Source organism: uncultured Paracoccus sp., assembly GCF_937873615.1.
Classification (GTDB): domain Bacteria; phylum Pseudomonadota; class Alphaproteobacteria; order Rhodobacterales; family Rhodobacteraceae; genus Paracoccus.
The window spans coordinates 123,214-139,580 of record NZ_CALMYP010000052.1 but is presented as its reverse complement, the minus strand read 5'-3'; the positions used below and the strand labels follow the sequence as shown (position 1 = coordinate 139,580).

The 16,367-nt window shown below is 63.3% G+C and carries 15 protein-coding genes, 1 tRNA gene and 5 pseudogenes; 5 read left to right on the top strand and 16 right to left on the bottom strand.

Going from position 1 to position 16,367, the window contains the following annotated elements; genetic code table 11:
• Nucleotides 1-169 precede the first annotated feature (169 nt).
• Nucleotides 170-667 (top strand): annotated as a pseudogene (locus Q0330_RS12445) (DUF2793 domain-containing protein); the annotation flags it as partial.
• Nucleotides 668-859: 192 nt separating this feature from the next.
• Here the strand turns inward: Q0330_RS12445 and Q0330_RS12440 are convergent.
• The 8 genes and pseudogenes from Q0330_RS12440 to Q0330_RS12410 all read right to left on the bottom strand — a co-directional run.
• Nucleotides 860-1,024, bottom strand: a pseudogene (locus Q0330_RS12440) (integrase core domain-containing protein); the annotation flags it as partial.
• 12 nt (nt 1,025-1,036) lie between these two features.
• Nucleotides 1,037-1,294 (bottom strand): annotated as a pseudogene (locus Q0330_RS12435) (transposase); the annotation flags it as partial.
• Nucleotides 1,295-1,361: 67 nt separating this feature from the next.
• A pseudogene (locus Q0330_RS12430) lies at nt 1,362-1,613 on the bottom strand (DDE-type integrase/transposase/recombinase); the annotation flags it as partial.
• A gap of 58 nt (nt 1,614-1,671) precedes the next feature.
• Nucleotides 1,672-1,854 (bottom strand): annotated as a pseudogene (locus Q0330_RS19235) (transposase); the annotation flags it as partial.
• 291 nt (nt 1,855-2,145) lie between these two features.
• Nucleotides 2,146-2,222: transfer RNA gene (locus Q0330_RS12425), tRNA-Arg, on the bottom strand.
• Between the two features lie 92 nt (nt 2,223-2,314).
• The gene (locus Q0330_RS12420) at nt 2,315-4,765 is read right to left on the bottom strand and encodes a Hint domain-containing protein (RefSeq protein ID WP_299479559.1); all 2,451 of its coding nucleotides are present in this window, start codon (nt 4,763-4,765) and stop codon (nt 2,315-2,317) included.
• A gap of 250 nt (nt 4,766-5,015) precedes the next feature.
• Nucleotides 5,016-5,486, bottom strand: coding sequence for a GNAT family N-acetyltransferase (locus tag Q0330_RS12415; RefSeq protein ID WP_299479556.1), 471 nt, complete (start codon nt 5,484-5,486; stop codon nt 5,016-5,018).
• A complete protein-coding gene (locus tag Q0330_RS12410; protein WP_299479553.1) occupies nt 5,474-5,785 on the bottom strand; it encodes an ETC complex I subunit in 312 nt (103 codons plus the stop codon). Before Q0330_RS12410 ends, Q0330_RS12415 begins: the two co-directional genes overlap by 13 nt.
• Before the next feature lie 178 nt (nt 5,786-5,963).
• Between Q0330_RS12410 and uvrB the strand changes: the two genes are divergently transcribed.
• Nucleotides 5,964-8,150: an excinuclease ABC subunit UvrB gene (gene uvrB / locus Q0330_RS12405; protein WP_299479550.1), complete on the top strand. Its 2,187-nt coding sequence runs from the start codon at nt 5,964-5,966 to the stop codon at nt 8,148-8,150.
• 49 nt (nt 8,151-8,199) lie between these two features.
• Here uvrB and Q0330_RS12400 read toward each other — a convergent pair whose 3' ends face one another.
• The 4 genes from Q0330_RS12400 to Q0330_RS12385 all read right to left on the bottom strand — a co-directional run bounded on the left by Q0330_RS12400 (nt 8,200) and on the right by Q0330_RS12385 (nt 9,993).
• Entirely contained in the window at nt 8,200-8,460 is a 261-nt protein-coding gene (locus tag Q0330_RS12400) for an I78 family peptidase inhibitor (protein ID WP_299479547.1), read from the bottom strand.
• A 47-nt stretch (nt 8,461-8,507) separates the two neighbouring features.
• A complete protein-coding gene (locus Q0330_RS12395) occupies nt 8,508-8,831 on the bottom strand; it encodes an I78 family peptidase inhibitor (protein ID WP_299479544.1) in 324 nt (107 codons plus the stop codon).
• 128 nt (nt 8,832-8,959) lie between these two features.
• Complete coding sequence (gene parA, locus Q0330_RS12390; RefSeq protein WP_299479541.1) at nt 8,960-9,595, bottom strand: ParA family partition ATPase; 636 nt, start codon at nt 9,593-9,595, stop codon at nt 8,960-8,962.
• A 74-nt stretch (nt 9,596-9,669) separates the two neighbouring features.
• Nucleotides 9,670-9,993, bottom strand: a complete 324-nt coding sequence (locus tag Q0330_RS12385) for an antibiotic biosynthesis monooxygenase family protein (protein ID WP_299479538.1) — start codon at nt 9,991-9,993, stop codon at nt 9,670-9,672.
• Nucleotides 9,994-10,111: 118 nt separating this feature from the next.
• On the opposite strand from Q0330_RS12385, the gene Q0330_RS12380 reads away from it, so the two are divergent.
• Complete coding sequence (locus Q0330_RS12380; RefSeq protein ID WP_299479535.1) at nt 10,112-11,161, top strand: dipeptidase; 1,050 nt, start codon at nt 10,112-10,114, stop codon at nt 11,159-11,161.
• Here Q0330_RS12380 and Q0330_RS12375 read toward each other — a convergent pair.
• From Q0330_RS12375 to Q0330_RS12365, 3 genes are read right to left on the bottom strand one after another with little or no spacing between them, the layout of a single operon-like run.
• On the bottom strand, nt 11,139-11,795 hold the full coding sequence (locus Q0330_RS12375) for a thiamine diphosphokinase (RefSeq protein WP_299479532.1): 657 nt from the start codon (nt 11,793-11,795) through the stop codon (nt 11,139-11,141). The genes Q0330_RS12380 and Q0330_RS12375 overlap by 23 nt on opposite strands.
• Nucleotides 11,792-12,007 (bottom strand): DUF2842 domain-containing protein, encoded by a 216-nt coding sequence (locus tag Q0330_RS12370; protein ID WP_299479529.1) that lies wholly within the window; start codon nt 12,005-12,007, stop codon nt 11,792-11,794. The genes Q0330_RS12375 and Q0330_RS12370 overlap by 4 nt, the downstream gene beginning before the upstream one ends.
• 4 nt (nt 12,008-12,011) lie before the next feature.
• Nucleotides 12,012-13,304 carry an adenylosuccinate synthase gene (locus Q0330_RS12365; RefSeq protein ID WP_299479526.1) on the bottom strand — a complete coding sequence of 431 codons (1,293 nt, stop codon included), beginning with the start codon at nt 13,302-13,304 and terminating at the stop codon, nt 12,012-12,014.
• A 218-nt stretch (nt 13,305-13,522) separates the two neighbouring features.
• Between Q0330_RS12365 and Q0330_RS12360 the strand changes: the two genes are divergently transcribed.
• Nucleotides 13,523-13,741 carry a hypothetical protein gene (locus tag Q0330_RS12360; RefSeq protein WP_299479523.1) on the top strand — a complete coding sequence of 73 codons (219 nt, stop codon included), beginning with the start codon at nt 13,523-13,525 and terminating at the stop codon, nt 13,739-13,741.
• A gap of 245 nt (nt 13,742-13,986) precedes the next feature.
• Here the strand turns inward: Q0330_RS12360 and Q0330_RS12355 are convergent, their stop codons facing one another.
• Entirely contained in the window at nt 13,987-15,006 is a 1,020-nt protein-coding gene (locus tag Q0330_RS12355; protein WP_299479520.1) for a GlxA family transcriptional regulator, read from the bottom strand.
• Between the two features lie 106 nt (nt 15,007-15,112).
• On the opposite strand from Q0330_RS12355, the gene Q0330_RS12350 reads away from it, so the two are divergent.
• Nucleotides 15,113-16,366: a sarcosine oxidase subunit beta family protein gene (locus Q0330_RS12350; protein WP_299479517.1), complete on the top strand. Its 1,254-nt coding sequence runs from the start codon at nt 15,113-15,115 to the stop codon at nt 16,364-16,366.
• Nucleotide 16,367 lies beyond the last annotated feature (1 nt).

The following is a 16,367-nucleotide window of genomic DNA, read 5'->3' as shown; positions in this document are numbered from 1 at the left end:
CTCCGCCACTTGCACATTGCAAACCCGAAAACAGGTCCCTCGCGGGGCCTTTTTCTTTATGTGCCAAAGGGGTTTGCAGGCACCATCCGCCCTTCGGAGACTGGCCAGCCGCGCGAGATCGGTCTCCGAACGCCCACCGTCTCTTTCCACCCGCCCTTCGCTCCCGGCGACCGTCACCTTCGCCAACGCCGTGACGCAGGTCGGCATGCCCCAGGCGAACCTGACCGCCCAGCTTCTGGGCCTCGGTGGGGCGACGGCCGACAGCTACAACCGGCTCTCGGTCAACACGCCCGCGATCCTTCTGAACAACGCGGGCGCCGGAATCGAGGCAACGGTCAACAAGGCCGCAGCCGGAAACGACGCTGCCTTCGCCTTCAAGACCGGCTTTTCGGCCCGGGCGCTGATCGGACTTCTGGGCAGCGACGATTTCAGCTTCAAGGTCAGCCCGGACGGCTCGGCCTTCTACGAGGCGCTGAGGATCGACCGCACCAGCGGCCGGGTCGAGATGCCCGAACCCGTGGTACTCCCAGCGGTGAGCGCCGTTCCCGCGCCGCCGCCGACCGGCAAGCTCGCCCTCTACGCGCGCGACCGCGCCGGGGCCGGATGGCTCGATGTCCAGCGACCCTCCGGCCGCTTCTTCCCGCTGCAGCCGCATTTTGGGGTGAACCCACGATACTCCCGCGCGAAGCAGCGCAGGGCATAGATTCTCTGTACCGTGGCAATTCGGCGTCTCCATGGACACCGGACATAGTCTTGGAGATCTTGACGCCAAGCGCCGATCTGCGCGACTACCGGCTCGCATATGCCGCCGTCTGGGATTGTAGAAGCCGTTGTGACCTGCCCCCTGTCGGTCCCTCATTCATAACGAGAGTCTGCAGTTTGGATTTTGGTATTCGGCTTCCCTGTCTGGCGCAAGCGCGCCGGGCGCGGAGCCCTCAAATTGCTCAAGCGCTCGGCGCGCTTGCTGCGGTGTCTGGTTGCCCAGGGACGAATGCGGCCTGACCGTATTGTAGTCGTACCGCCAATGTCGTCAGTTCTTTCCCAGCAGATCTTTCAGGACCACGTTGTCCAGCATGGTATCCGCCAGCAGCCGCTTCAGCTTGGCGTTCTCATCTTCGAGTGCCTTCAACCTGGCCGCCTCGGACACTTCCATCCCGCCATACTTGGCCTTCAGCTTGTAGAACGTCGCAGGGCTCAAGCCATGCCTACGGCACACCTCCGTGGTCGGCATTCCCGCCTCCTGCTCCTTGATCATCCCGATTATCTGCGCCTCGGTGAAACGGCTCTTTCGCATTCGTCTGCTCCTTCAGAGTTGGCGCAGACTCTACATCACGGTGAGGGATTTCGCGGGGGGCAGGTCAGTTGATGTATTCAAACAAGGCCAATTCGACCTGCCGTCTGGTTTCCCAACTCCGACGCCAGACCAGTTCGGCCTTGAGGGTCTTGAAGAAGGTCTCGACGGCGGCATTGTCGAAACAATTGCCCTTGCCGCTCATCGACACCTCGAAGCGATGCTTGCGCAGGAGCTTCTGATAGTCGTGACTGCAATATTGCGAGCCGCGATCCGTGTGGTGTAGGCAGCCCGGTGGTGGCTGGCGCAGGTTGATGGCCAAGCGGGTTCGTTGAGTGTATCTTTGGCCAGTGATCCCTGGGAAAGCTCTTGTATGCCAAGACATCGTCTTCGGCGCGGCGCATCAGTTCCGCGAGCCTGGGATGGCGCTGCTCGAACGCGTCGATCAGCTTGGACGAGTGCTCTTGCGACGCCGCAAGCGTATCCTGGTCGAAGGCGGTTCTGAACGCGTCGGTGATGATCGGGCGGTCCTTCCTGCCGACGCAGGCCAGCGCGTTGCGCATGAGATGCACGCGGTAGCGCTAGACCGTCGCGCCGAGCACCTTGGCCGCGGCGGCCTTCTCCTCAGTAGTCCAGAGCCGCCTTGTCCGACGCGTCATTCAAGCACCATAAGTGTCCACTATCCTTGGTGGACACTAACCGGCACCAGTAGAGCCCGGCAGAGCGGTCAGACCGGACGCTTACCCAACAACCAGATCGCCGGGCCGCGAAAGGCATCGAGTTCGCTGGAGTTTTCTGGGCCGCATCGGGTTCAACGAACCGACAGGAACAGACCCGCAAACCCCAGCAATTATTGGCGACCCCGGAAGGACTTGAACCCTCAACCCCAGACTTAGAAGGTCCGTGCTCTATCCAGTTGAGCTACGGGGCCGCACGGCGGCGTTGATGTCCGAAAACGCCCTGCTTGGCAATAAAAAAGGCCGGGGTTGTCCCCCGGCCCTTTGCGCTTTCTGCCTGCCTCACTCAGGCGAGAAGCGGCTTTCGGTTCTGCACGTGGCGCACAACAAGTTTGCGGCCCATCCGACCAGAAGCCAGTTCGCGCACGGCAACCGGATCATATCCGGGAACCGCGAGCTCAGGGAAGATTGCAAAGATCTCTGCCGACGCCGCAGGCCCGACGGATTTCAGCGCCTCGGCCCCGGTGAACAGCGATTCTGTCTCTGCCCCGTTCGCCAACACTATCTGATGTGCATCGAAAAGGAAATGCACATAGGTCACGCTTTCGATATCGTCAGCAATGTCAATGCCCTCGATCTGGCAAAGCTGACGCGCGGCGACCAGCACCTCCATCGCCCCGAACATCCTCTGCGCGATTCGTGAGCGGACCAGAATCCGGTGCTGCGGCGAGACGATCAGATCGGCCTCGGGCAGGCCCGTCCCAAGTGCGCCCTTGCGGATGCGGATCGGGCGCAGATTGGGATCGCGGGTCAGCCTGGCGGCGTCCAGCGTCCGAACACCGATCCAGCGGATCGCCTGCAGACCAGCATCGCGGGTCTCGACAAGATCGCCGACGGTCAGTTCGCCGGCAGGAACATCGCCGGTTGCGGTGCGTATCAGCGCGTCGGCACCGAAACAGACGACATTCGTGTTGTCCCAGGTCAGATCGCTGCCGGACACGGCATATCCGCCGTTCTGGATGGTCAGCGTGATACCCGCCTCGTTCAGGATACCGTCCTCATCCTGATCGGCCTGCATCCATTCCAGCGGGGTGGCATAGGTATCCGCACCGGCCGGGAGGCTGCTGTTATACGTCGCCAGGTTGGCCCAGTTGTAATAGCTGCTCAGGTCGACGAAATCGTTATCGTCCTGCCCGGTTCCAGCACCCATATTGCCGTTGTTGAAGTTCTGCCCGGCGCCGGTGTTGAAATCCGTGATGGTGTCCTGATCGCCGGCGATGAAGGTATCGAAGCCCTCGCCGCCCGTGTTGATATCCGCGTCACTTCCGCCATCCAGCAGATCGTCATCCGCCCCACCGGACAGCGTATCGAGCCCGGAGTGACCAAAGATCGTATCGTCACCGGCACCGCCTTCAAGGCTGTCATCGCCATAACCACCATACAGCGTATCCGTACCGGTGCCACCATCCAGCGTATCGTTGCCGACCGTGCTGGACGTACTGCCGGCATTGTCGCCGCGAAGGTCGTCGTTGCCGGTGCCCCCTTCGATATAGTCGTCGCCGGCACCGCCGGTTATCTCATCATTACCGCCGTCACCATAGAGCGTGTCGGCACCGACATTGCCCCCGATGGAGTCGTTGCCGTCACCGCCATAGGCAATGTCATCGCCAATGCTGGTCGAGATGTAATCGTCGCCTATACCACCGTCGATGGAATCGTCGCCGACATTCGCCGTGATCCGGTCATTTCCCGCACCGCCGACAATCGTGTCGTTCTCCGGCACCGTGCCGGAATTACCACCGAAGCCACCTTCCAGCGTGTCATCGCCGGCGCCGCCGTCGATGTAATCCGACCCGGAGTTCCCGGTGATATTGTCGGCGCCGATGCCGCCATACAGGAAATCGTCCCCATTCCCGCCTGACAGAGAATCGTTGCCGGTATCGCCATAGATGGTGTCGATGCCTTCGCCACCTGAAATGATATCGTTGTGGGCACCGCCGTCGATGAAGTCGTGACCGTCCCCCCCATCAATACTGTCGTAACCGGTCATCCCATAGATGGTGTCATCACCAATTCCGCCGAGTACGGTGTCAGCACCGTCCCCGGCGAGAACGGAATCATCACCCTCGCCTGCGGTGACGATATCGGCCCCAGAACCGGCATTGATGGTGTCATCGCCCAATCCGCCGTCGATGACGTCGTTATTGGTGCCCCCGTCGATGAAGTCGTGACCGTCCCCCCCATCAATACTGTCGTGACCACTCATCCCATAGATGGTGTCATCACCAATTCCGCCGAGTACGGTGTCAGCGCCGTCCCCGGCGAGAACGTAATCAGTCCCCTCGCCTGCGGTGACGATGTCGGCCCCAGAACCGGCATAGATGGTATCATTGCCCAATCCGCCGTCGATGCGGTCGTTGTTGGCACCGCCGTCGATGAAGTCGTGACCGTCCCCCGCATCAATACTGTCATGACCACTCATCCCGTAGATGGTGTCATCACCAATTCCGCCGAGTACGGTGTCTACACCGTCCCCGCCGAGTACGGAATCATCACCCTCGCCTGCATCGACGACATTGGCCCCAGAGCCGGCATCGATGGTGTCATCGCCCAATCCGCCGTCGATGACGTCGTTGTTGGTACCCCCATCGATGAAATCGTGACCGTCGCCGCCATCGATACTGTCATGGCCACCTAGCCCGAGCAGGGTGTCATCACCGGCATAGCCGATAATCGTATCGTTGGAGTCGGAGCCGGGGATCGAATCGTCACCCGTCGTGCCAGTATAAACAGGCATATATACATCCTTTCAAATACACCGGACCGCTGATCGGAGCGGGACCGATCCACCAGAAAGGACATGGACAGATCACTGACACCAACACCGGGGCAAGCAGGCCCAAGGACGTCCGCATTACTACGAACGAGTTGAGACCTATGCCAAGGTATAGTTGTTAACAATAGCAAAAAATTAAGTATTTCGCCTGCAAGATATCAAATATTTAAACTGATTGGTTTAAATTGCGCTATCCAATTCAAGCAGAAATTTATACTGCCCTGTTCAACTTCATGAAAACGCTATTGATATCAAACCTGTAATTCGCAAAGGGCGGGCATTCCTGGAAACCAGCCCGGGAATACAGCGCGCGGGCCGGTGCGAAACTCGGCTGCGATCCGGTTTCCAGGCAGATCTGCTGTGCACCTTCGGCCCATGCCGCAGCCACCAGACTGTCAAGTATCCGCCGCGCCGCGCCGCTCCCCCGTGCTTCCTGCAAGACATGCATGGATTTCAGTTCGACCGCTCCGCCGCCGAGGGTCTTCAACGCGCCCATGGCAATCGGCTGGCCACCCTTGCGCAGGACCAATAAGCTCAGGCCGGGACCGCTCAACGCCGCGCGATCCATCATATGCATCGATTCCGGTGGGGTATCGGCATGGCAATGCGCCGAATGCCGTTCAAAAAGCAGGTCGAGATCGCCGTTCAGCGGATCTTCGACCGCAACCGTCAATGAGTCCATGGCATGAAGCGGTCATTGGCGAAATTCTCGCCATAGCCGCGGGGGCGGACATTCTGCGCGCGTTTGTGCGGCTCTGTCACGACGTAATCGAGGCCATTTTCGCGGGCATAGGCCTCGGCCTCGTCGCGGGTCGCAAAGCGCAACCGAACCTGTGCCTGCGTATCGTCGGAACTGGTCCAACCCATCAGCGGGTCGATGTCGCGCGCATCCGCCTGCGGATATTCGAGCACCCATTGCCGCGTACGGGCGGTGCCGGATTGCATGGCGTTGCGGGCGGGCTGATAGATGCGGACACGCATGGCGGATCACTTCCAAAGCTGGTTCGTCTGCATGTTATCGACCAAGCCGGTCCGGGGATCAAGGCCGTGCCGCGCAGGAAAACGCCCGCGCAGGCGCAGGATGATCCCGATCCACGCCAACTGCCCTTGCATCCCGGCCCCGAATGTCCAGATTGGGCTGCGGAACAAAGGTGAAACCATGGGCCATAACAATACCGGCGCGCCGGTCGAGCGATTTCCCGAAGTCACCCGCCCCAAGCTGGAAGGCGGGCGGCGCTTCGTCATGCATTCGGATTTCGCCCCGGCAGGCGATCAGCCCACCGCCATCGCCGAGTTGTCGCAGGGCGTCCGCGACGGCGAGCGCGATCAGGTCCTGCTGGGCGCGACCGGCACCGGCAAGACCTTCACCATGGCCAAGGTGATCGAAGAAACCCAGAGGCCCGCCATCATCCTGGCCCCGAACAAGACACTGGCCGCGCAATTATACGGCGAATTCAAGGGCTTCTTCCCAGATAATGCGGTAGAATATTTCGTCTCCTACTACGATTACTACCAGCCCGAGGCCTATGTGCCCCGCTCGGACACCTATATCGAGAAGGAATCCCAGATCAACGAGGCCATCGACCGGATGCGCCACTCGGCCACGCGGGCGCTGTTGGAGCGTGACGATGTGATCATCGTGGCCTCGGTCTCCTGCATCTATGGCATCGGCTCGGTCGAGACCTATTCGGCCATGACCCAGGACATGGTGGTCGGCCAGATGTACGATCAGCGGGAATTCATCGGCCAATTGGTGGCGCAGCAATATCGCCGCCTCGATGCCGCCTTCCAGCGCGGCGGCTTCCGGGTGCGCGGCGACGTGGTCGAGGTCTGGCCGGCCCACCTTGAGGATCGGGCATGGCGCTTCGATTTCTTCGGGCCGGAGCTTGAGAAGATCACCGAATTCGACCCGCTGACCGGGGCGAAGACCGACGAGTTCAAGCAGATCCGCATCTATGCGAACAGCCATTACGTTACCCCGCGCCCGACTTTGCAGCAGGCAATCAAAGGGATAAAGGAAGAACTTCGTGTAAGACTGGCGCAGTTGAACGACGAAGGCAAGCTGCTGGAAGCGCAGCGGCTGGAACAGCGGACGAATTTCGATCTGGAGATGCTGGAGGCGACCGGGGTCTGCAACGGGATCGAGAACTATTCGCGTTACCTGACCGGGCGCGCACCGGGCGAACCGCCGCCGACGCTTTTCGAGTTCATCCCGGATAACGCCATTGTTTTCGCAGACGAATCCCACGTTTCGGTGCCGCAGATCGGTGGCATGTATCGGGGCGACTATCGGCGCAAGTTCACGCTGTCGGAACACGGCTTCCGGCTGCCCTCCTGCATGGACAACCGGCCCCTCAAGTTCGAGGAATGGGACGCGATGCGCACCCAATCCGTCTTCGTCTCCGCCACGCCGAAGGAATGGGAGTTGGACCAGACCGGCGGCGTCTTCACCGAACAGGTCATCCGCCCGACCGGCCTTCTGGACCCGCAGGTCGAGATCCGGCCGGTGGAAATGCAGGTCGACGATCTGCTGGACGAGGTTCGGCGCGTCAATGCGCAGGGCTATCGCACGCTGGTCACCACCCTGACCAAGCGCATGGCCGAGGACCTGACCGAATACCTGCACGAGCAGGGCATCAAGGTCCGCTATATGCATTCCGACATCGACACGATCGAGCGGATCGAGATCCTGCGTGACCTGCGACTGGGGGCGTTCGACGTGCTGGTCGGCATCAACCTGTTGCGCGAAGGCCTCGATATTCCCGAATGCGGGCTGGTGGCGATCCTCGATGCAGACAAGGAAGGCTTCCTGCGCTCCGAGACCTCGCTGATCCAGACCATCGGGCGGGCGGCGCGCAATGCCGATGGGCGGGTGATCCTTTATGCCGATCACATGACGGGCAGCATGGAACGCGCCATTGCCGAGACGGATCGCCGGCGGGCCAAGCAGATGGCCTATAACGAGGAGCACGGCATCACCCCCCAGACCGTGCGCAAGAATGTCGAGGATGTGCTGGCCGGCCTCTGGCAGGGCGATACCGACCAGTCGCGGATCACCACGAAGATCGACAAGCCGATGGTCGGCGCAAACCTTGCCGCGCATCTGGACGGGCTGCGCGCGCAGATGCGCAAGGCCGCCGAGAATCTGGAATTCGAAGAGGCGGCCCGGCTGCGCGACGAGGTGAAGCGGCTGGAAGCCGTGGAACTGGCGGTTTCGGACGATCCGCTGGCGCGGCAATCGGCGGTAGAGGCTGCGGCCGAGGATGCAGTCCGCGCCTCGGGCCGCTCAAGCGCCGGGCGCGCGGGTCAGCGCGGCGGCAACAAGCGCTCGAAACGGCGGCGTTAGGTCCCGCGAACCATCCCCAAAGACCTGCCGCCTTCGGGCAGCAAGGGCGCTACCAGCACTCGACCTTCTGGATCCAGCCCTTGTCATCAACGAAGATGTTCAGGCGGTCGGGGTTGTGATCCTCGGTCAGTTGGGCGCCGGGCTGGGCGATGCGGTAAGGCAGGCCCCTCGGCAGGGTGAACTCGCCGATATTGCGGCCAATCATGACGCCAAATTCGGGACCGCAGCGATTGGGGAAGCCGGGGCCGGTATTGGGCGCTGTGCAGGCGGCCAGAAGGCCCAGGGACATCAACAATGGAATGGGGCGCATGGGTCGTCCTTCTGGAACGGGCGGCCGCAGGGGCCGCCCTTCCGGGATCAGCCGCAACTGACCTTCACCAGATTACCGCTACGGTCATATTCGAAATTGAGCCGCGTCGGAACGAGGTCCATCGCAACCGCATCGCCGGTCCGGTAATGGCGGAAGACGGTGCCGGCGGGCAGCATGATGGTCGGCGATTTTTCGCCCACATATTGCTGATAATTCGCGGCGCCGCAGGCATCGGCGGCATCCACGGCCTCTGGCGTCGCCACGGAAGGGTCTTCGGTCACGATCTCGGTTTCGGAGCCTGTCGCGCAGGCCACAAGGGCCAGCGGGGCGAAGAGCGTCAGCATCAGGCCGGATTTACGGGCGTAATTCATGGCTTTTCTCCAATATCGTCAGTGAAGCGCGAATCGTTCCGGCCACGTCGCCGTGGCCGGCGATCACACGACCAGTGAACAGGAAACGACAGAAAAACGCAAAATCCGATGCGGTCCGACGCGCGGTATCACGCCCAAAGCTGCAGGACCTCTTCGGTCAGGCTGTCCATCTCGACGCGTGCGGGCCTTGCATCGCTGCGCTCGCTGACGGTCAGGCCCTGGCCCAGGGTCTCGGCATAGGCGACGCGGTTGCCGATCTGGGTCCCGGCCAGCGTTGCGCCCAGATCGGTCGCGTTCTGTGCCACCTCTGCCCCAAGGCGCGTGTTCGGCCGGGCCCGGTTCAGCACCACCAGAACCGGCGCTTTCTCGCGCCGGGCAAGGTCCAGAACCCCTTCCGTGGCCCAGAGATCGACCTGACTGGATGCCACCGGCACCAGCACCAGATCGGCCACCCTGAGCGCCGGGCGCAGGTCGCTGTCGATCTTCGGCGGCGTGTCGATGATGACCATATCGAAGCGCTTCTTCAGCTTCTCGCTTTCGTAAGACGCCCCCCAGGCCGAAGAGGTCGAGAACTCCAGATCCTCATCCTCGCCGAAACGCTCCATCCGCTCGATGAACCAGCGGCCAAGGCTGCCCTGCGGATCGGTGTCGATCAGCGCCACGCTGAGGCCACGCTGGCGCAGCGCCACGGCCAGATTGGCCGCCAGCGTGGTCTTGCCAGAGCCGCCCTTCTGCTGGGCCACGGTGATGATGCGTCCGGCCATGCCTGCCCCCATCGTTGCATTTCCGCGATCCTAGCGAGGCCATGCCGCAATTGCACGGTGATTCTGCGCCTGCATCATGGCTCGAAGACGGAAAGCACCTCATACATGACCGGCTCGAAGCTGCGGCAGAGCTGGTTGATGACCCGGTTGCGGGCGCGCATCTCGGTCGTGCGCAGCATGGCCTGGTAATCGCCCCGCGCCTGCCATTGCGAATAGGTGGCGATGCGGGTCTGGGCATCGTTCAGATGCACGGCGCCGCCAAGGAAGCCCGGCTGCTTGCTGATCACCTCGTCCCAGGCGGCGGTCAGCGCCTCCAGCAGGTCATGGGCGGTGCCCGGCGTGACCTCGAAGGTGGTGATGACGGTCTGACCGTCGAAATCCTTGCGAATCTGGGGCATCTGTCCCTCCCTGGCTTGGCGTTCCGGTGACAGCCTGCCACGGATCGGCGCGGTGGCAAAGTGGCTTGCGAGTGCTGCGCGCCGGCCGCAGGATGGCCGCGCCAAGAAGGAGCCCGCCATGATTCCCGTTTTCGACGGCCATAACGATTTTCTGCAGCGTCTGCTCGCCAACGGCGCCGATCCGCTGGCGATCTGGACGATTGGCGACGGCAGCGGCCATATCGACCTGCCGCGCCTGCGGGCGGGCGGGATCTTCGGCGGGTTCTTCGCGCTCTGGGCGCCCTCGCCCCCCGATGGCGACGGGATCGACTGGAAGGCGCGGCAGGAAAGCCCGCCCTATGCGGTGCCGCTGGCAGGCCCCATCGACACCAGTGCCGCGACCGAGCACATGATGCGCCTCGCCGGTCGTCTGGACGCGCTGGAACGGACCGGAACGCTGTCCATCTGCCGCAGCGTCGGGGAAATCATGGCCGCGAAAGAGGCAGGCCGCATCGCCGCCATCCTGCATATGGAAGGGGCCGAGGGCATTGCCGATCCCGACATGCTGCATGTCTGGCACCGGGCCGGCTTGCGCTCTCTGGGGCCGGTCTGGTCGCGCGCCAATGTCCATGGTTACGGCGTGCCTTTCGAATTCCCCGCCGATCCCGATACCGGCCCCGGCCTGACCGAAGCCGGCAAGGCGCTGATCGCCGAATGCGACCGCCTGCGCATCCTCGTCGATCTGGCCCATCTGAACGCGAAGGGCATCGAGGACGTGGCGAAGATCAGCGCGGCACCGCTGGTCTCGACCCATTCCGGCGCGCATGCGGTGGCGGCCTCGACCCGCAACCTGACCGATGCGCAGCTTGAGGTGATCGCCGCGACGAAAGGGCTGGTCGGGCTGAACTTCGCCGCCGGCTTCACCCGGCCCGACGGGCGCCGCCTGCCCTTTGCGGGCTTTGACCCCTATCTGCGCCATCTCGATCACCTGCTGGACCGGCTGGGAGAGGACGGCGTGGCCCTCGGTTCGGATTTCGACGGGGCGCTGATGCCTTCGGACCTGCCCGATGCAGCCGCCCTGCCCGGCTTTCTGGACGCGATGGCCGCCCATGGCTATGGCGCGGAGCTGATCGAGAAGATCGCCTGGAAGAACTGGATGTCGGTGCTCAGCCGGACCTGGGACCGGTAATCGCCGCCAGCGCCAGCCCCAGGCAATCGCGCGGCAGCATCACCATCATCGGTCCCTCGATCTGCATCGAGACCGCGCCGAGCGCCTGGTTCGAGGTGCCGACGCGACCATCGGGGGCAAACTCGATCCCGTCGATGGGCCAGCGAAGCCCGCTGCTGCGCCCCCGCGCCGCGCCCATCGGGAACAGCGAAACCCGGGTGCCGGGCGCAAGCGGCAGCGCCAGACGGGACGGCGCGCGAAACACGATATCCTCGGCCGCCAGCATGATGCAGGGCGGGTCGGGATGGCGGATCATCACGTTCAGCGCCGCCAGCGTGTGATCCAGCCGCCGGCCCGAAAAGCCCACGGCGAGAACGAAAGGGGCTGAAATCCGGCTGAGCGCCTTGGCGAAATCGGTGCTGTCCTGTTCGGCCACATGGCTCAGCCGCGACGGCCCGAGTGCGGCCCGTGCCGATTCGGAGATCGAATCGAAATCGCCGATGGCCCGATCCGGCAGATGACCGAGCGCGATGGCCGCATCCGCCCCGCCATCCGCCGCCACCAGAACCGGGGCCAGAGACAGCGCCAGCGACAGGTCCTCCGCCGTGACCGCGCCGCCACCGATCAGCGTCACACCCTTGGGGCTGGCGCTCACTCTTCGCCCTTGCCGATGCCGGTGAAGATGCGCTTGAAGGGCAGGATCCAGGCCACGCCGAGCGCCACGACAACCAGAAACTCGCCCCAGATCGGCAGCCGGCCCCAGGTGTCGTCGATCCAGGCCAGCAGCATCCAGGCGGCAACCAGATAGCCCGGCAGCCCCAGCAAAAGGATCAGCAGCGACAGGCGTTTGCGGGTCTTCAGGTCCATGTCGTCAATCCGCGAAGGGATCGGTCACGAGGATGGTGTCGTCCCGCTCGGGCGAGGTCGAAAGCAGCGCCACCGGGCACTGGATCAATTCCTCGACGCGGCGGACATATTTGATCGCCTCGGCAGGCAGATCGGCCCAGCTTCGCGCGCCGGCGGTGGATTCGGACCAGCCCGGCATTTCCTCGTAGACCGGCGTCACCTTGGCCTGCAGGGCGGCGGCGGTCGGCAGATAGTCATAGACCTGGCCGTCGATCTCGTAGCCGACGCAGATCTTCAACGTCTCGAACCCGTCCAGCACATCCAGCTTGGTCAGCGCGATGCCGTTCACGCCGGAAATCGCGCAGGTCTGGCGCACCAGCACCGCGTCGAACCAGCCGCAACGGCGCTTGCGGCCGGTGACGGTGCCGAATTCATGGCCGCGCTCGCCCAGACGCTGGCCGTCCTCGTCATGCAACTCGGTCGGGAACGGGCCTTCGCCGACACGGGTCGTATAGGCCTTGACGATGCCCAGCACGAAGTCGATGGAACCCGGCCCCATCCCGGTCCCGGCTGCCGCCTGCCCGGCGATCACCGTCGAGGAGGTGACATAGGGATAGGTGCCGAAGTCGATATCCAGCAGGCTGCCCTGCGCGCCTTCGAAAAGGATGCGCTTGCCGGCCCGCCGGGCCTCGTTCATCACCTTCCAGACCGGGGCCGCGTATTTCAGGATCTCGGGCGCGATCTCACGCAGGCTGCTCAGCACCGCCTCGCGGTCGATCGGGTCGAGACCGAGGCCCGCGCGCAACGCGTTATGATGCACAAGCGCCCGGTCGACGCGTAGTTGCAGCGTCTCGTCATCGCCCAGATCGGCGACCCGGATCACCCGGCGGCCGACCTTGTCCTCGTAGCAGGGGCCGATGCCGCGCCCGGTGGTGCCGATGCGGGCGACATTGTTCTGCGCCTCGCGCGCGCGGTCCAATTCGCCGTGGAAGGGCATGATCAGGGGCGTATTCTCGGCCACCATCAGCGTCTCGGGGCTGATATCGACGCCCTGTTCGCGGATCGCGGCGATTTCCTTGACCAGATGCCAGGGGTCCAGCACGACGCCATTGCCGATGACCGACAGCTTGCCGCCGCGCACCACGCCCGAGGGCAGCGCGTTCAGCTTGTAGACCTTGCCGCCGATGACCAGCGTGTGCCCGGCATTGTGACCGCCCTGGAAGCGGGCAATGATCTCGGCCCGCTCCGACAGCCAGTCGACGATCTTGCCCTTGCCCTCGTCGCCCCATTGCGCGCCGACAACCACTACATTGGCCATGCTTCTTCCCTTCCACGGTCATGAATGCCGCAAACGGTATAATCGTCGCGAACCTCGGGGGAAAGCGCATTCGACGCCCGCATGACGCCGAGATCCGCAATGCAGGCGTCCCGCCTCGTGCAATGCTGCATTGCAGAATAAAGGGTGGCAAAGCTGGCACCCAGAACCTAACTTTCAGGCATGGGAGGAAACCGTTCACAACTTTGAAGAGGTTTCCAATGGCCGTCCAACTGACCCAAGACAATGCGACTTTCGCTGAAACGCCGAAAGGGTTCTTCACCCGTATTGGCGAATGGTTCACACTTGTGATGGAAGCGCAGTCGCGCGCAAATCAGGTTCAGGCCCTGTATAGCAAGTCCGACGCCGAGCTTGCAAAGCTGGGTATCACCCGCGATCAGATCCCCTATTACGTGTTTCGTGACAAGGCCTGGATCTGAGCGCCTGATCGGATACAAGCTGAATTAATTCAGCAGGTTGTGATTCCGTTCAGGTGTGAGGCTGAACGGAATCACGATGACCGGGACCGGGCGTTCCCATTTCTACCGATGGCGCGGCAATGGCCTGCTGGCCAAGATCAATCGCCACCTGGTCGCGGAAAGATTGCCAAGGACATGCCGCATGAGGGTGGCATGAGCCTCTGCCACGAGACCAACCGCCAAAGGTGGATATGCTTGTGGCTACGTCATCGCAGCATGAATGATGGTCCCTGCCCTGACCCCTGTTTGTCCAGGACGGCTTGCCGCCAGACCTCGGGCGTGGTGCCGGTCCGTTCCCGAAAGGCGCGGATCAGATGCGAGGCATCGCAGAAACCGGTTTCGGCGGCGATCCGGCTGACTGTCCGGTCCGAGCGGGTGAGCAACATCTCGACCTGCGCCAGCCGCACCTGCAGAAAAGCCTCTGACGGCGAAACCCCGAGCGAGGCGGCGAAATGCCGTTCCAGCTTGCGTCGGCTGACGCCCAATTGAACCGCCACCTCGGCCACGCCGGGCGGGGCCTCCATGTTCTGTTGCAGGATCAGCAGCGCGCGGCGAACCAGCGGGTCCGTGGTCTTCAACCCCAGCGGCAGGCCGGGCTGTGGATCGTCGGCGGCCATGGCCTCGTCGATGATCATGATATGCAGCGATTTCTGCGCCGCCGCCCGGCCGATATGGCGGTCCACAAGATAGGCCGCCAGATGGGCCGAACTGGCCCCGCCCGAACAGGTCAGCCGGTCGCGGTCGACGACGAAGATACGATCCGAGATCGGCCGCAGCCCGTCGAACTGTTCCAGAAAATCGTCATGGTGAAACCAGCTGACGCAGCAGCGATAGCCGTCCATCAGCCCGGCGCGGTGCAGCACGAAAACCCCGGTGCAGACGCCGATCAAGGGCACCCCGGCGGCAGCCGCGCGATGCAGGAAGCGGATATATTCGGGCGCCGGATGCTCGGTCTCGCCGACCAGCCCGCCGACCACGACGATATAGTCGAAGCGGCTCGGATCGCCCAGCTTCTCACCGGGCGCGATGGCGATCCCGCAGCTGGAGCGCACCGGTTCCCAGGTCGCGCCGAGAACGCTCCATGAGCAGCGGATCGGGCGCGAGCGGTCGCCCTCGTCGGCGGCGAGGCGCAGCACGTCGACGAAATTCCCGAAGGCCGACAGCGTGAATCGCGGCGCCAGCAGGAAGCCGACGCGCAGGCTGGGGGAAGGGCTTTGCGGACGCATGTTCATGGCGCAATCATAACATGAATTTGGCGCAAATATCCATGTGCGCCGATGACCTCTCGGGCATTCTGATCGGATTGAGCCTTCGGATTCCGGGAAAGCCGCCATGACCCGCTTCAATGCCCTCAGCCTGCTGACCAATGCCGTTACCGGCAACAGGAACTGGACCGAACAATGGCCGGACAGCCAGCCCAAGGCGGAATACGATGTGATCATCGTCGGTGCCGGCGGCCATGGCCTCGGCGCGGCCTATTATCTGGCCAAGGAACACGGCATCACCAATATCGCGGTGATCGAGAAGGGCTGGCTCGGCGGCGGCAATACCGGACGCAATACCACCATCATCCGCTCGAACTATCTCTATGACGAAAGCGCGCGGCTTTACGATCATTCCGTCGATCTGTGGGAGGGGCTGAGTCAGGAGCTGAACTACAACGTCATGTATTCCCGGCGCGGCGTGCTGATGCTGGCCCATAATGTCCATGACGTGCAAAGCTTCACCCGCCATATCCACGCCAACCGGCTGAACGGCGTCGACAATCGCTGGCTGACGCCTGCGGAATGCAAGGCCTATTGCCCGCCCCTGAACATCGCGCCCGATGCCCGCCATCCGGTCTTGGGCGGCGCGCTGCAGGAACGCGCCGGCACCGCGCGCCATGACGCGGTGGCCTGGGGCTATGCGCGGGGTGCGGCGGCGCGGGGCGTCGATATCATCCAGAACTGCCCGGTGACGGCGATCCGGCGCAATCCCGACGGCTCGGTTGCGGGGGTTGAGACCGGCAAAGGCTTCATCAGGGCGAAGAAGGTCGGGGTTTCGGCGGCCGGGCATACCTCGGTGGTGATGCAGACCGCCGATGTGCGCCTGCCGCTGGAAAGCTATCCCCTGCAGGCGCTTGTCAGCGAGCCGGTGAAGCCGGTCTTCCCCTGCGTGGTCATGTCGAACACCGTCCACGCCTATATCAGCCAGTCCGACAAGGGCGAGTTGGTGATCGGATCGGGCACCGACCAATATACCAGCTACAGCCAGCGCGGCGGGTTGCCGCTGATCGAACATACCGTCGCGGCGATCTGCGAGATCTTCCCGATCTTCAACCGGATGCGGATGCTGCGCAAATGGGGCGGGATCGTCGATGTGACGCCGGATCGTTCGGCCATCATCTCGAAAACCCCGGTGGCGGGGCTTTACGTCAATTGCGGCTGGGGGACGGGCGGCTTCAAGGCCACGCCGGGCGCGGCCCACACCTTCGCCTGGACCATCGCCAAGGACGAGCCCCACCCGATCAACGCGCCCTTCACCATGGAGCGCTTCCGTACCGGCCGCCTGATCGACGAGGCCGCCGCCGCCGCCGTCGCCCATTGAG

What these genes read in the sequence shown, in the direction of transcription:
- Q0330_RS12410 (WP_299479553.1), bottom strand. Translation starts at nt 5,785, where the DNA reads ATGCGTGTCCGCATCTATCAGCCCGCCCGCAACGCCATGCAATCCGGC.
- uvrB (WP_299479550.1), top strand. Translation starts at nt 5,964, where the DNA reads ATGGGCCATAACAATACCGGCGCGCCGGTCGAGCGATTTCCCGAAGTC.
- Q0330_RS12370 (WP_299479529.1), bottom strand. Translation starts at nt 12,007, where the DNA reads ATGGACCTGAAGACCCGCAAACGCCTGTCGCTGCTGATCCTTTTGCTG.
- Q0330_RS12380 (WP_299479535.1), top strand. Translation starts at nt 10,112, where the DNA reads ATGATTCCCGTTTTCGACGGCCATAACGATTTTCTGCAGCGTCTGCTC.
- Q0330_RS12355 (WP_299479520.1), bottom strand. Translation starts at nt 15,006, where the DNA reads ATGCGTCCGCAAAGCCCTTCCCCCAGCCTGCGCGTCGGCTTCCTGCTG.
- Q0330_RS12350 (WP_299479517.1), top strand. Translation starts at nt 15,113, where the DNA reads ATGACCCGCTTCAATGCCCTCAGCCTGCTGACCAATGCCGTTACCGGC.
- Q0330_RS12385 (WP_299479538.1), bottom strand. Translation starts at nt 9,993, where the DNA reads ATGCCCCAGATTCGCAAGGATTTCGACGGTCAGACCGTCATCACCACC.
- Q0330_RS12420 (WP_299479559.1), bottom strand. Translation starts at nt 4,765, where the DNA reads ATGCCTGTTTATACTGGCACGACGGGTGACGATTCGATCCCCGGCTCC.
- Q0330_RS12395 (WP_299479544.1), bottom strand. Translation starts at nt 8,831, where the DNA reads ATGAATTACGCCCGTAAATCCGGCCTGATGCTGACGCTCTTCGCCCCG.
- parA (WP_299479541.1), bottom strand. Translation starts at nt 9,595, where the DNA reads ATGGCCGGACGCATCATCACCGTGGCCCAGCAGAAGGGCGGCTCTGGC.
- Q0330_RS12360 (WP_299479523.1), top strand. Translation starts at nt 13,523, where the DNA reads ATGGCCGTCCAACTGACCCAAGACAATGCGACTTTCGCTGAAACGCCG.
- Q0330_RS12415 (WP_299479556.1), bottom strand. Translation starts at nt 5,486, where the DNA reads ATGGACTCATTGACGGTTGCGGTCGAAGATCCGCTGAACGGCGATCTC.
- Q0330_RS12400 (WP_299479547.1), bottom strand. Translation starts at nt 8,460, where the DNA reads ATGCGCCCCATTCCATTGTTGATGTCCCTGGGCCTTCTGGCCGCCTGC.
- Q0330_RS12365 (WP_299479526.1), bottom strand. Translation starts at nt 13,304, where the DNA reads ATGGCCAATGTAGTGGTTGTCGGCGCGCAATGGGGCGACGAGGGCAAG.